At 69.2% G+C, this 13,161-nt stretch carries 15 protein-coding genes and 1 tRNA gene; 5 read left to right on the forward strand and 11 right to left on the reverse strand.

Annotation, left to right across the window (positions count from 1 at the left end; all coding sequences use genetic code 11):
- Positions 1-95 precede the first annotated feature (95 nt).
- Positions 96-740, reverse strand: a complete 645-nt coding sequence (locus DCD74_RS08690) for an energy-coupling factor ABC transporter permease (protein WP_112926966.1) — start codon at positions 738-740, stop codon at positions 96-98.
- Positions 737-1,624 carry a tryptophan 2,3-dioxygenase gene (locus tag DCD74_RS08695; protein WP_112926967.1) on the reverse strand — a complete coding sequence of 296 codons (888 nt, stop codon included), beginning with the start codon at positions 1,622-1,624 and terminating at the stop codon, positions 737-739. The genes DCD74_RS08690 and DCD74_RS08695 overlap by 4 nt, the downstream gene beginning before the upstream one ends.
- Before the next feature lie 141 nt (positions 1,625-1,765).
- Between DCD74_RS08695 and pdhA the strand changes: the two genes are divergently transcribed.
- Genes pdhA through DCD74_RS08715 form a run of 4 tightly spaced genes read left to right on the forward strand, consistent with a single transcriptional unit; the run spans position 1,766 to position 5,621 of the window.
- Positions 1,766-2,839, forward strand: a complete 1,074-nt coding sequence (gene pdhA, locus DCD74_RS08700; protein ID WP_112927760.1) for a pyruvate dehydrogenase (acetyl-transferring) E1 component subunit alpha — start codon at positions 1,766-1,768, stop codon at positions 2,837-2,839.
- The gene (locus DCD74_RS08705; protein WP_112926968.1) at positions 2,836-3,822 is read left to right on the forward strand and encodes an alpha-ketoacid dehydrogenase subunit beta; all 987 of its coding nucleotides are present in this window, start codon (positions 2,836-2,838) and stop codon (positions 3,820-3,822) included. The genes pdhA and DCD74_RS08705 overlap by 4 nt, the downstream gene beginning before the upstream one ends.
- 9 nt (positions 3,823-3,831) lie before the next feature.
- Positions 3,832-5,238 (forward strand): dihydrolipoamide acetyltransferase family protein, encoded by a 1,407-nt coding sequence (locus DCD74_RS08710; RefSeq protein ID WP_112926969.1) that lies wholly within the window; start codon positions 3,832-3,834, stop codon positions 5,236-5,238.
- A 2-nt stretch (positions 5,239-5,240) separates the two neighbouring features.
- Positions 5,241-5,621, forward strand: a complete 381-nt coding sequence (locus DCD74_RS08715; protein WP_112926970.1) for a bleomycin resistance protein — start codon at positions 5,241-5,243, stop codon at positions 5,619-5,621.
- A 25-nt stretch (positions 5,622-5,646) separates the two neighbouring features.
- Here the strand turns inward: DCD74_RS08715 and DCD74_RS08720 are convergent, their stop codons facing one another.
- The 8 genes from DCD74_RS08720 to DCD74_RS08755 form a co-directional block, all read right to left on the reverse strand.
- On the reverse strand, positions 5,647-6,954 hold the full coding sequence (locus tag DCD74_RS08720; RefSeq protein WP_112926971.1) for a tryptophan--tRNA ligase: 1,308 nt from the start codon (positions 6,952-6,954) through the stop codon (positions 5,647-5,649).
- 156 nt (positions 6,955-7,110) lie between these two features.
- Positions 7,111-7,311: a CsbD family protein gene (locus tag DCD74_RS08725; protein WP_112926972.1), complete on the reverse strand. Its 201-nt coding sequence runs from the start codon at positions 7,309-7,311 to the stop codon at positions 7,111-7,113.
- A 203-nt stretch (positions 7,312-7,514) separates the two neighbouring features.
- A complete protein-coding gene (locus DCD74_RS08730) occupies positions 7,515-7,655 on the reverse strand; it encodes an entericidin A/B family lipoprotein (protein WP_407072234.1) in 141 nt (46 codons plus the stop codon).
- Positions 7,656-7,833: 178 nt separating this feature from the next.
- Entirely contained in the window at positions 7,834-8,757 is a 924-nt protein-coding gene (rocF, locus tag DCD74_RS08735; RefSeq protein ID WP_112926974.1) for an arginase, read from the reverse strand.
- A gap of 14 nt (positions 8,758-8,771) precedes the next feature.
- Positions 8,772-8,847, reverse strand: a tRNA-Thr gene (locus tag DCD74_RS08740).
- Positions 8,848-8,883: 36 nt separating this feature from the next.
- Positions 8,884-9,579 carry an SPOR domain-containing protein gene (locus DCD74_RS08745; RefSeq protein WP_112926975.1) on the reverse strand — a complete coding sequence of 232 codons (696 nt, stop codon included), beginning with the start codon at positions 9,577-9,579 and terminating at the stop codon, positions 8,884-8,886.
- Positions 9,580-9,588: 9 nt separating this feature from the next.
- Complete coding sequence (locus tag DCD74_RS08750; protein ID WP_112926976.1) at positions 9,589-10,344, reverse strand: type III pantothenate kinase; 756 nt, start codon at positions 10,342-10,344, stop codon at positions 9,589-9,591.
- A complete protein-coding gene (locus DCD74_RS08755) occupies positions 10,341-11,345 on the reverse strand; it encodes a biotin--[acetyl-CoA-carboxylase] ligase (protein ID WP_112926977.1) in 1,005 nt (334 codons plus the stop codon). Before DCD74_RS08755 ends, DCD74_RS08750 begins: the two co-directional genes overlap by 4 nt.
- A gap of 94 nt (positions 11,346-11,439) precedes the next feature.
- Here DCD74_RS08755 and DCD74_RS08760 point away from each other — a divergent pair, with 94 nt between their 5' ends.
- A complete protein-coding gene (locus tag DCD74_RS08760) occupies positions 11,440-11,679 on the forward strand; it encodes a hypothetical protein (protein WP_112926978.1) in 240 nt (79 codons plus the stop codon).
- 62 nt (positions 11,680-11,741) lie between these two features.
- Here the strand turns inward: DCD74_RS08760 and DCD74_RS08765 are convergent, their stop codons facing one another.
- Positions 11,742-13,142 (reverse strand): ATP-binding protein, encoded by a 1,401-nt coding sequence (locus DCD74_RS08765; protein WP_112926979.1) that lies wholly within the window; start codon positions 13,140-13,142, stop codon positions 11,742-11,744.
- Positions 13,143-13,161: the final 19 nt, after the last annotated feature.

Raw genomic sequence — 13,161 nt, forward strand, 5'->3', positions numbered from 1 at the left:
GGCCGAGGATGACCGACCGACCCGGCAGCCGTCAAACGCGGGAAACCGCGCCGCCGCGGGGAATCGAACCGCGTCTGCGCATTCAGCGTTGGTCCTCAATCCCGTCCGGACAGGTACTTCGCGTCATCGAAGCTGGCGCACCAGTGCGGGCGGTAGGCCACCACCAGCGCCAGCGCCCCGCCGGTGAAGAAGGCCTCGCCGAAGGACATCGGGATGGCGGCGATCAGATACGGCACCGCCTCCCCGCCCAGCCCGTGTGTCACCGCCGCCTTCGCCAGCACCGAGGCCAGCATCGACAATCCGGCCGCGAAGAACGCATTGCCCAGGATGTAGATGAAGATGTGCGCCGGCAGCATCTTCGTCACCAGCGCGCCGAAGGCCACGGTCACCGCCACCGGCAGCGCGTCGTTGGCTAGGAAGTCCCAGCCCCAGCCCAGCCAGACACGGCCGAGCAGTGCCCAGGCCGCGCTCACCACCGCCAGCGCGACCAGCGCGAAGCGCGCGCCGAACATCAGCGTGGCGATGGCGGCGCCGAGGAAATGCAAGTTGATGCCTATCGCCGACTGCGTGCTGGGCGCGCGCAGCAGGATGACCAGCGCGATGAAGATGGCGAAGACGCGCTGCGCCTCGGCATCGTCGGCGACCTTGTGCCACGGCAGCCTGCGTACAGCCCAGGCCAGCACCGCGACCGCGGCCAGCAGGCCCCACCACCGCCATTCCGACGGCAGCTGCGCGGTCACTTCGCGGCGCTGTCCTCGCCGTAGCCGCGTTCCGGGCCGATGGTGGTGCGGACTTCGAACAGTTCCGGGAAGAAGGTCAGGTCGAGCGCGCGCTTGAGGAAGTCCACGCCCGACGAACCGCCCGTGCCACGCTTGAACCCGATGATCCGCATCACCGTGCGCATGTGGCGGAAGCGCCAGAGCTGGAACTGCGTTTCCAGATCGACCAGGTCCTCGCACAGGGCGTACTCGCGCCAGTAGCGATCGGTGTCTTCGTAGATCTTCTCGAACACCGGCACCAGCGCGGCATCCAGCACGTGCGGCTTCGTCCAGTCACGTTCCAGGTGATCCGCCGGCACCGCATGGCCCCAGCGCGCGAGATAGCGCAGGAATTCGTCGTACAGGCTCGGCATGTGCAGCACCGCTTCCAGCCGCGCATGCGCGGCTTCGTCATGCTTGAACACCTTGACCATGCCGGCGTTCTTGTTGCCCAGCAGGAACTCCACGGTGCGGTACTGCAGCGACTGGAAGCCGCTGGACGGCCCCAGCACTTCGCGGAACTCCATGTATTCGGAGGGGGTGAGCGTCTCCAGCACCGACCACTGGTTGGTCAGCTGGTCGAGCACGCGCTTGCAGCGCGACACCACTTTGCCGAACTGCCAGACGCGGTCGTGGCGCAGGTGATCGACGGCGGCGCTGAGTTCGTGGATCAGCAGCTTCAGCCAGAGCTCGCTGGTCTGGTGCTGGATGATGAACAGCATCTCGTCGTGATGCGGCGGCTGCGAGAGCGGGTTCTGCGCCGCCAGCAACTGGTCCAGCTGCAGGTAGCCGCCGTAGGTCATGCGCCCGGACAGGTCCGTAAGGATGCCCGATTCGAGCGCGCGTTCGTTGTTGTCGATGGCCATGCGGCGGATTCTCGCACGCGCCCAACGGTGCCGGACCTGACTTCGGTCAACCGCGCGGCCCCGCCGATGCCGCAGCGCGCAACGGTTCCTTACCCGTGGCTCGTTATCATGAATGCACCACCCGCACGCCGGATGCATCGCATGACCCTTGCCGCACAGTTCGAGATCGAATACCTGCAGTGCCTCAAGCCCGATGGCACGCTCAACGGCCCACTGCCCCCGGCAGTCGCGGATCCGTCGAAGCTGGTTCCCCTCTTCAAGCGCATGTTGTTCGTGCGCACCTTCGACACCAAGGCCATCGCGCTGCAGCGCACCGGCAAGCTCGGCACCTATGCCGCCTGTCTGGGCCACGAGGCCACGCATGTCGGCATCGGCGCCTCGATGACGCCCGATGACGTCTTCGCCCCCAGTTACCGCGAATACGGTGCCCAGTTCATGCGCGGGGTGAAGCCGCGCGACGTGCTGATGTACTGGGGCGGCGACGAACGCGGCAATGATTTCGAAGTGCCGCGCAACGACTATCCGTGGTGCGTGCCGATCTCCACCCAGATGCTGATGGCGGCCGGCGCGGCGCTCTCCTTCAAGCTGCGCGACCAGAAGCGCGTCGCCGTCGCCTGCTGCGGCGATGGTGGCTCGTCGAAGACCGACTTCTACGCCGCGGTGAATTCCGGCGGCGCCTACCAGTTGCCGCTGGTGCTCTGCGTCATCAACAACGGCTGGGCGATCTCGGTGCCGCGCAAGGCGCAGACCGGCGCGCAGACGCTCGCGCAGAAGGGCCTGGCCGGTGGCCTGAACTGCCTGCAGGTGGATGGCAACGACATCGTCGCCGTGCTGGAAGCGATGCGCCGCGCCACCGAACGCGCGCGCAATGGCGAAGGCGGCAGCGTCATCGAATTCATGACCTATCGCCTGCACGACCACACCACCGCCGACGACGCCCGCCGTTACCGCGGCGAGGACGAGGTGAAGGACGCCTGGACGCGCGAACCCTTCCTGCGCCTGCGCAAATACCTGACCGACCTCAAGCTGTGGAGCGAGGAACAGGAAGCCGCCTGGCTGAAGGAATGCGGCGAACTGGTCGATGCCGAGATCAACGCCTACCTGGAAACGCCGGTGCAGCCGGTCGAGGCGATGTTCGATTACCTCTATGGCGACATGCCGGCGGACGTGCTGGCCCAACGCGAGGCGGCGATCGCCCTGGAGAAGCGCGCATGAGCGACACCCCCATCAGCCTGATCGAAGCGATCACGCAGGCCCTCGCCTATGAAATGAAGCACGACGATGCGGTCGTGGTGCTCGGCGAGGACGTCGGCGTCAACGGCGGCGTGTTCCGTGCCACCGCCGGCCTGCAGCAGCAGTTCGGCGACATGCGCGTGCTCGACACGCCGCTGGACGAAACCACCATCGCCGGCCTCACCGTCGGCATGGCCTCGCAGGGCATGAAGCCGGTGGCCGAAGCGCAGTTCGACGGCTTCATGTACCCGATGGTCGACTTCATCATCTGCCACGCCGCGCGCATGCGTTACCGCACGCGTGGCCGCCTGACCTGCCCGATGGTGCTGCGCGTGCCGTGGGGCGGCGGCATCCGCGCGCCGGAGCACCACAGCGAAGCCAACGAATCCATCTTCACCAACGTGCCCGGCCTGCGCGTGGTCATGCCGTCCAGCCCGCAGCGCGCCTACGGCCTGCTGCTGGCCGCGATCCGCGACCCGGACCCGGTGATCTACATGGAGCCCAAGCGCATCTACCGCCAGTACAAGGAACTGGTGCCGGATGACGGCGAAGCGCTGCCGCTCGATGTCTGCTTCGTGCTGCGCGACGGCAGCGACATCACCCTGGTCACCTGGGGCGCGCAGGTCAAGGAAACGCTGGAAGCCGCCGAGGCGCTGGCGAAGGAAGGCATCAGCGCGGAAGTGATCGATGTCGCCACGTTGAAGCCGCTCGACTTCGCCACCATCGCCGAGTCCGTGCAGAAGACCGGCCGCTGCGTGATCGTGCACGAGGCCGCCAAGACCGCCGGCTTCGGTGCCGAGATCGCCGCGCGCGTCGCCGAGGAATGCCTGTTCGACCTGCTCGCGCCGGTCGAGCGCGTCACCGGTTACGACACCCACATCCCGCTGTTCCGCCTTGAAATGAAGTACCTGCCGAGCGTGGACAAGATCGTCGCCGCGGCCAAGCGCGCCGTCGCGCACAGTTAAGGAATAGACATGACGAAGAAGACCTTCAACCTCCCCGACCTCGGCGAAGGACTGCCGGACGCGACCATCGTCGAGTGGTACGTCAAGGAAGGCGACACCATCAAGCTCGACGACAACCTGGTCTCGATGGAAACCGCGAAGGCGGTGGTCGACGTGCCCTCGCCGGTCAGCGGCAAGGTGGTGAAACTCTCCGGCGCGGCGGGCGACATCATCGTCACCGGTTCGATGCTGGCCGAGTTCGAGATGGACATGTCGATGCCACAGCGTGCCGAAGGCCAGGACACCGGCCACCACCACGGCGGCGGCCACAGCGTCGGTTCACCCGATCCGGCGCCGGACAACAAGGTGGTGGCATCGAGCGAAGGCGGCGCGATCAAGGCGACCGACAAGCCGCAGCCGGAAGACGCCAACGCCAATGCCGCGGCCAAGCAGGACGCCGGCACCGTGGTCGGTGCGATGCAGGTCGGTGACTCCGTGCATGCCGAGGCCGCGATGGCGGTCGGTGGCGTCAAGGCCGTGCCCGCCGTGCGCGCGATGGCCCGCAAGCTCGGCGTCGACCTCACCCGCGTCCGCGCCAGCGGCCCCTATGGCGTGGTGACGATGGGCGACGTCAAGCAGGCCGCCGCCGACGGCAGCGCCAAGATCGGCAGCGCGCCGGTCCAGCGCGCGGTCGATGCGCCCGTGGCCGCCACCCGCGCGGCCCCGCAGGCAGCGCAGCGCAGCACGCTCTCGCAGGGCGGCAAGCCGATGCGCACGCAGCCGCCGGGCGTCGCCGCGACCGGCCAGCCCGAGCAGCTCAAGGGCGTGCGCCGCAACATGGCGCGGGTCATGGCCGATGCGCACGCGCAGGTCGTCCCGACCACGCTGGTCGATGACGCCGACCTGCACCAGTGGATCGGCAAGCAGGACATCACCGCCCGCCTGGTGCGCGCCATCGTCGCCGCCTGCAAGGAGGTGCCCGCGCTCAACGCGTGGTTCGAAGGCAATGCGCTGACCCGCACCCTGCACCCGCACGTGGACATCGGCATCGCCGTGGACACCGACGACGGCCTGTTCGTGCCCGCCCTGCGCAACGCCGACATGCTTGACGCCCACGGCGTGCGCGCCGCGATCAAGCGCCTGCGCACCCAGGTGGAAGACCGTTCGATCCCGTCGTCGGAGCTGTCCGGCTACACCATCTCGCTGTCGAACTTCGGCATGTTCGCCGGCCGCTACGCGACGCCGGTGGTGGTGCCGCCGTGCGTGGCGATCATCGGCGCCGGCAAGCTCTGCCACGACGTGGTCGCGGTGATGGGCGGCATCGAAGTGCATCGCCGCATGCCGATCTCGCTGACCTTCGACCACCGCGCCTGCACCGGCGGCGAGGCGGCACGCTTCCTCAAGGCCCTGCTCGACGACCTGGCCCGCCCGAACTGACCATGCTGCGTGCGCTGGTCCCGATGCTGCGGGTGCCGGATGTGCCGGCCACCGTGGCCTGGTACCGCGACACGCTTGGTTTCACCGCCCAGTACGACGGCAGCGACGGCTGGGCCTGCCTTGAACGTGACGGCATCGAACTGATGCTGTCGGCGTTCAACGCCCACGAAGGCGATGAGGCAACCGCCTTCACCGGCTCGCTTTACCTGCGCTGCGATGACGTGGACGCATGGTGGGACCGGCTGCGCGACATCGCGCCGGTCTGCCACCCCATCGAAAACTTCGACTACGGCATGCGCGAATTCGCGGTGCGCGATCCGAACGGTTTCCTGCTGCAGTTCGGGCAGCCGGTCGACGATCCGCCCGGCACCCACGAGCGCTGATCGCGCACCCGCAACGGGCGCCGCCTTACTTCAGCGCGTCTTCCAGGAAAGCGGCCAAGGCTGCATTTACCTCGTCGCTGCCGACGCCCTCGCCCAGCTGGAAATCGCTGGCCGCGCCGCCCTCTCCCAGCGCGCCGGTCTTCATCGCCGCCACCCGCTGGCCGGCTTCGCGCGGGGAGTCGAAACCCCGGCTCACCAGCAGCAGGCGGTCGCCTTGCACCAGCTTGAAGTAGAACTTGCCATCGGCCTCGCGGTATTGCTTGAAGGTCGGCAGCTCCATCTTCTCGCGCGCGACCGGTGCCGCATCGGCGGCGGCCTGGCCCAGGTCGCGCAGGCCGACCGCATTGCGCAGGGTGGCCAGCGTCGGCGTGGCGTAGCGCGCACGCAGGCGGGTCGCGCCATCACGCAGGATCGCCTCGATCTCGGCGGGCCGGGCGATGAGCGTCTCGTAGCGTTCGCGCATCGGCGCGATCTCGGCATCGATGCGCTCGAACAGCTTCTGCTTGGCGTCGCCCCAGCCGATGCCGGCGGCGAAGGCCTCGCGCATCGCCATGGTTTCCTCCGGCGTGGCGAAGGCCTGGTAGAGCTGGAACAGCGCGGAGCCTTCGGTGTCCTTGGGCTCGCCCGGCGCGCGCGAGTCGGTGACGATGCCCATGATCAGGCGGCGCAGCTCGGCCGGCGGCGAAAACAGCGGGATGGTGTTGTCGTAACTCTTCGACATCTTGCGGCCATCGAGGCCGGGCAGCGTGGCCACGTTCTCGTCGATCGCCACTTCCGGCAGCACGAAATGCTCGCCATACAGATGGTTGAAGCGCTGGCCGAAGTCGCGCGCCATCTCGATGTGCTGCACCTGGTCGCGACCCACCGGCACGCGCTCGGCATTGAAGATGAGGATGTCGGCGGCCATCAGCACCGGATACATGAAGAGCCCGGCGCTCACGCCCGCATCATCGTCCTCGCCTTCTGCGCGGTTGCGGTCCACCGCCGCCTTGAAGGCGTGCGCGCGGTTGAGCAGGCCCTTGCCGGCGACGCAGGTGAGCAGCCAGGTGAGCTCGGGGATTTCCGGGATGTCGCTCTGGCGGTAGAACCAGTTCTTCTCGACATCCAGCCCGCAGGCCAGCCACGTCGCGGCGATTTCCAGCGTGGAGCGCTGCACACGCGCCGGGTCCTGCGCCTTGATCAGCGCGTGGTAGTCGGCGAGGAAATAGAAGTTCTCGGCATCCGCCGACTGCGCGCTGGCCAGCGCCGGGCGGATGGCGCCGACGTAATTGCCGAGATGCGGCGTGCCGGAGGTGGTGATGCCGGTGAGGATGCGGACGGGGCGGGCGGACATTGCGGGAATCGAAGCCGGGAAAGCGGCCAGTTTAACCGTGCGGGCCCCGCGCCCTGCCCCGCCTCCCCCGCCACAAAAGCGGACGGGCAAGCCCTGGGCCTGCCCGTCCGGGATGCGTGGATGCCTGCCGCACCCACGGATGTGCGTGGCGCTCTGTCAGTGCAGGCCGCGCTCGAAATCGCGCACTTCGTCGTCGGCGCGTTTCTCGTCCCAGCCGTACTGCTCGCGCAGCTTGCCGGCGAGGTATTTGGCGTCACCCGCCGCGACATCGAAGACGTCGTCGGTGAGGTCGCCCCAGCGCGCCTGCGCCTTGCCCTTCAGCTGCTGCCACTTGCCGGCAATGATGTCCTTGTTCATGCATGACTCCTGCGGTGCGTTAGTGACTCATCGTCACGTGGACAACTTGGCCGCCGCTGCGTTGCGATTGCGTTGGCCGCGCGTTAACGGCTGTGCGGGCGGTTCATCGCGGTGAATGCGGCATTGCATCCAGCGCAGCACATCCACCCAACAAAAAGGGCCGACGCAATGCCGGCCCCTCGTGCATCAGGCAACCGCGTGGATCAGCAGCGGCCGTCCTTGCAGTCCTGCGCCTTGTCTTCGACCTTCTCACCGGCCTTCTGCACGTCCTTGCCGGCGCCGGCGATGGTGTTGCAGGCACTCAGGGTGCCCATCGAGAACATGGCGAGCATCGCTACGAGCATCAAACGCTTCATGGAGTGTCTCCGTCTGTGGGGGGAATCGGTCCGGCGCATGTCGCGCCATGACGCGACCATGGAACCCATCCAAACGTGAAGCGGGCGTCGACTCGGCCCGCAATCCGTGACGCTGCGTGGAGATTGCCGTCTGCGGGGTTGTGCCCCGTTCAGCTGGAAGCGCCGCTCAGTCGCGCATCAGCGTGGATTTGCCGAACAGGCTTTCCACCAGCTGCACCGCGAGCAGCGCCGTCGCGTTGCGCTTGTCGAGCGCCGGGTTGACCTCGACCAGATCGAGCGAGCCCATGCGGCCGGTGTCGGCGATCATCTCCATCATCAACTGCGCCTCGCGGTAGTTCACGCCGCCGGGCACGCGCGTGCCGGTGCCGGGCGCGATCGACGGATCCAGCATGTCGACATCGAAACTCACGTGCAGGTGGGTGTCGTCATCCATGTCCTCCAGCGCTTCCTCCATGACCCGGCGCATGCCGATCTCGTCGATGTAGCGCATGTCGTAGATGTCGATGCCGTGTTCCTTCACCAGCCGCTTCTCGCCGCGATCCACCGAGCGGATGCCGATCTGGCGGATGTCCTGCGCATTCAACGCCGGCCCCGGCGCGCCGAGGTTGACCAGCGACGCCGGACCCAGCCCGCACAGGCAGGCGACGGGCATGCCGTGGATGTTGCCGGAGGGCGTGATGTCGCTGGTGTTGAAGTCGGCGTGCGCGTCCAGCCAGAGCACGCGCAGCGACTTGCCCTGCGCGCGGCAATACGCGGCGACCGCGGCGATGGAACCGATGGCCAGGCAGTGGTCGCCGCCGAGCATGATCGGCATCCGGCCGGCCTGCAGTTCGCGGGTGGAGGCGTCGAAGACGGCCTGGTTCCAGGCAACGACTTCATCCAGATGCCGGTAGCCGTCGACCGGCCCGGTAAGCGGGTTTCGCGGGCCGCTGACATCGCCGAGGTCACTCACTTCCACGCCGCGACGCGTGATGGCTTCGGCCAGGCGCGCGACGCGGAGCGCTTCCGGCCCCATCGACGCGCCACGATGCGCGGCCCCGATGTCGGTGGGCACGCCGAAGATCGAAACGGGGGGGTAGCTGGTGCGCATGGGGGATGTCCGCTTGGTGCCGGCTGTCAGAGTCGAACTGACGACCTACCGCTTACAAGGCGGTTGCTCTACCAACTGAGCTAAGCCGGCGGAAAAAGAGGCCCATTCTAGCTGGGCCACGCGCGATCAACAGCCGCGCACGCCCGGTGCGCGGATGCGCAGGCGCTCGGCATCGGCATCGAAGGGGGCGGTGGCGCGTGCATCCAGCCAGAAGCTGGCGGCGTCGTTCGCCGCTTCGCCGCCGACCGGCACCACCTGCGCGCCGAAGCCCTTGGCCTGCAGATCGGCCTGGTGGCGGCGCGCGTTCTCCTCGCTGCCGAAACGCCCGAGCGCGATGCCGTTGGCGCCTTCGCCCTGGTTCATGACGATGAGATCGCTGAAGCCGGCGGCACGCAGGCGCTCGGCCATCGCCATCGCCGCATCGCGGCTGGCGAAGGGCGGCAGGATGACGTTGTAGCCGCGCGCATTGCGGACCGCACCGGCACGGCGCACAGACACGCTGGCACCGGAAGCCTGCAACAGGCCACGCGCCTGTTCGGCGGCGGCGGCATCCGCATAGGGCCCGAAGCTGGCGCAGACCGGCGGCGCGGAGGGGGATGCGGGCGCGGTCTCGACCGGCGCCACGGCGACAGGCGACGCCTCGTTCAACGGCGTGGTGGTGGCGGCCACGCGGGCATCGGGCGCACCGACCAGCTGCAGCGTGGGCACCGAGGCATCCAGCGCGGCGGCGGGTGCCGGCGACGGCGCACGATGCAGCGCCCACCAGGCGGCGACGCCCAGGTTTAACACCAGCAACCACACCAGCAACATGCGCGCGACCATGGGCGGATTCTAGCCGCAGCCCGGCAAGGCCGGCCCTTCGCCATCGCCCAACGCGGCCCAACGCGCGAGCCCGTCCAGCACCAGCGCGGGCTTGATGTCGGCCTCCGGCAGCTGCGGCGACAACGCGCCGGCGCCGCCGCCGTGCAGCCACAGGTGCGGCATCGTCCCGAGCATCGAACATGCCTGCGCGCGGCTGCGTTCGATCAGCGCCAGCGCGGCGCCCTCGCAGCCGGAGGCGAGCGCGTCCAGCGTGTCATCGGCAAATTCCACGTAGCCGCCGCCCTGCACCGGCAACTGCGCGGCGCGTGCGTGCAGGCTCTCGCGCATCAGCGTGGGCGATGGCGCGATGCGGCCGCCGCGATGCCTGCCCGCAGCGTCCAGCAGGTCCAGCGTCAGCGCGGTGCCGACGCCGCAGACCAGCACCGGCACATCGGCCTCGCGGGCGGCGAGCAGGCTGAGGAAGCGGTCCACGCCCAGGCGCGCGGGTTCGGCGTAGGCAATGCGCAGGCCGCCGCAATGCGCCAGCGTGCGCGCAAAGCTGATGCGCGGAAACCGCGATGCGAGTTCGGCGGTCAGCGCCGCCTGCAACGTGGGCGAAGCAACCGCCGCCACCCAGGCGACATCGCCCCGCACCTCGTCGGGCAGCGTGGCGAAGTCACCACCGGCCCGGTGGTCGATGCTGCCGACCGGCCCGGCATCGCCCGCCTCCATGCGCCGCGCGAACTTCAGCCGCGTGTTGCCCAGGTCGAACAGCCACGCGCTCACGGCGCCGGCCTCACGCTGACTTCGCCGGAATGCACGACGCGTTCGCCACCGGCATCGCGCACCCGCAATCCGCCATCGGGCGCGATGCCGAGTGCTTCGGCCTCGCGCCGCTCACCGCCATGCAGGACATGGATGCGCCGTCCGGCCAGCGCATCGAGCGCCGCCCAACGCGGCAGGAACATCGCCAGTCCCTCGCGGTCGAAATCGTCGAGCGCACGCAGCCATGCGGCCAACACCGCCGCCACCAGCACGTTGCGCGAAGGCGGCGCATCCAGCTGCCCGGCCAGGTCGATCCACGGCTGGTCGATGTCGCGGCCGGTGGCTTCCGGCATCCGCACGTTCACCCCCAGCCCGATCACCGCCCGCGCCGGGCCGCCATGTTCGCCGCCGCCTTCCACCAGCAGGCCGCCCAGCTTGCGGCCATCGAGCCAGAGGTCGTTGGGCCATTTCAGGCGGATGTCGAGGCCGGTCGCCTCACGCAGCGCCTCGGCGCTGGCGATGCCGGCGACCAGGCTCAAGCCCGCCAGACGCGCCAGCCCGCCGGCAAACTGGCGGTCCAGCGACATATAGATGTTGCTCGCCAGCGGCGAAGCCCAGACGCGCCCGAGCCGCCCACGCCCGCCGCTCTGGCGCTCGGCCAGCAGCACCCGCGCGCCGGTCGCCGGCGGCGGCTGCGCCAGCAGCGCGCTGTTGGTCGATTCGGTCTGCCATTGCACCTCCAGTGCGTCCAGCCCGGCGCGCGCATCGGGCGGCAGCGCCAGCAGGATGGCGTCGGCCTCCAGCAGGTCCAGCGGGCGGGCCAGCACATAGCCCCGGCCCGGCTGCGCATCGATGTCGATGCCGGCCTGGCGCAGCGCGTCGATGCGCTTCCAGACCGCCGCCCGGGTCAGGCCCAGCTCGGTCGCCAGCCGGTCGCCGGAGACCGCGCCGGCCGCGAGCCGCCGCAGCAGGGCGCGTTCGGCATCGGCGCGCGGGGAATCGGAGGCGGAGGCTTTCGGCATCGGCCGATTATCCCCAAAGCCCCCGCCGCCTGCGCTGGCGCCCGGCCCGGGGTATAGTCGCGGTCTCCCCCGCCCCACCGCCGGACGCACCGCCATGAAAAAGCGTGTCCTGATCGCCCTGATGCTCTCGATGGCCAGCGGCAGCCTGCTCGCCCAGACCTCGTCGGGCAGCAGCGAAACCGGCGTCAACGCGGGCAGCGAAGACAGCGCCCCGGCACCGAAGCGCCCGGCGCACCCAGCCACCGCCGAAACCCGCAAGGGCACCCAGCGTACCGACACGCAGCGGACCAACAACCCACGTTGGCACAGCTTCCTGCCCGGCATGTTCCGCTGAGTCCGGCTCCGCGATGAAAAAGGCCCGCATGACGCGGGCCTTTCCGTATCCGGTGGATGGGATCAGCGCGGCAGCGGCAGCCGCACTTCGAAGCGCGCCCCGCCCAGTTCCTCGGAACGCTCCACCCGCAGTTCGCCGGCATAGCCGTGGACGATGTCCTGCACGATCGACAGGCCGATGCCGTGGCCCTGCACCCGCTCGTCGCCGCGCACGCCACGCTGCAGCACGCCAGCGATGCGGTCGGCCGGAATGCCCGGGCCGTCGTCGTCCACCGCCAGCAGCAGTGTCGAGCGCCCGCCCTCGCGGCCCCCGGGCTGGCGCGCGACGGTCAGCAGCACGCGTGACTTCGCCCATTTGAAGGCGTTTTCCAGCAGGTTGCCGAGCAGTTCCTGCAGGTCCCCGGTCTCGCCGTGGAAGCGCACCGCGTCATCGACCTCGAACTCGCAGAGCACGCCCTTGGCCGCATAGATCTTCTCCAGCCCCAGCACGATCTGCTCGGCCTGCGGCAGGATCGGCACCGGCGTGGCGAACAGCTTGTGCCCGCCCGACGCCGCCCGCGACAGCTGGTACGACACCAGGCTGTTCATCCGCTGCAGCTGGGTGCCCAATTCCTCGCGCAGTTCCGGCAGGCCGGCATCGCTGTCCAGGCGCGCGCGCAGCACGGCCAGCGGCGTCTTCAGGCTGTGGGCGAGATCGGCCAGCGTGTTGCGCTGGCGGTCCAGGTTCTTGCGCTCGCTGTCGATCAGCGAGTTGATGCTCTCGGTCAGCGGTTCCAGTTCGCGCGGGTGGAAGTCGCTCATGCGCGCGGCGCGGCCATCCTTCACCCCCTGCAGCTCGGTGATCACCTGCCGCAGCGGGCTCAGGCTCCAGCGCAGGGCGAGCAGCTGCAGCAGCAGCAGGATCGCCGCCGCGCCGCCCAGGTTGGTCCACAGCGCACGCCGGAACACGTTGATCTGCGCCGCCAGCGGGCGCGTGTCCTCCATCACGTAGATGGTGTACGGGATCTCGCCGCCACGGCCATCGGTCCAGACGAAACTGCGCGCGTAGCGATAGACCTTGCCGTCGCTGCCGTCGATGTTGTGCATCGGCAGCGGGCCCTCGAAGCGGGTCCCGTCGCGCTTGAGCATCGGGCCTTCGGGCAGCATCGGACCCTGCGCCGACATCGAGGCCCACCGCCCGCTCGGCACCACCATCTGCGCGTAGAGGCCGCTGCCGGGCCGTTCCAGGCGCGGGTCGGGCGCGCGGAACGGCGGCACCAGGTAGCCGTCGATATCGAATTCGTTGCCCGCCGCATACGCCAGCGCGAAGCTTTCCAGCCGCACGCGCAGGTTGTTTTCAGCGGTGTCGATGAAGGCGCGGTCGAGGGCCACGCCCACCAGCGCCAGGAACGCCACCAAGCCGAGGCCCGCCGCGAGCAGCTGGCGGGTGGCGATGGAACGGGGGCGCCAGAAGCGGTCAGCCATCACGCACGTCCGGGTGACC

It is taken from the genome of Lysobacter oculi, from assembly GCF_003293695.1.
In the GTDB taxonomy this organism is placed as follows: Bacteria; Pseudomonadota; Gammaproteobacteria; order Xanthomonadales; family Xanthomonadaceae; genus Solilutibacter; species Solilutibacter oculi.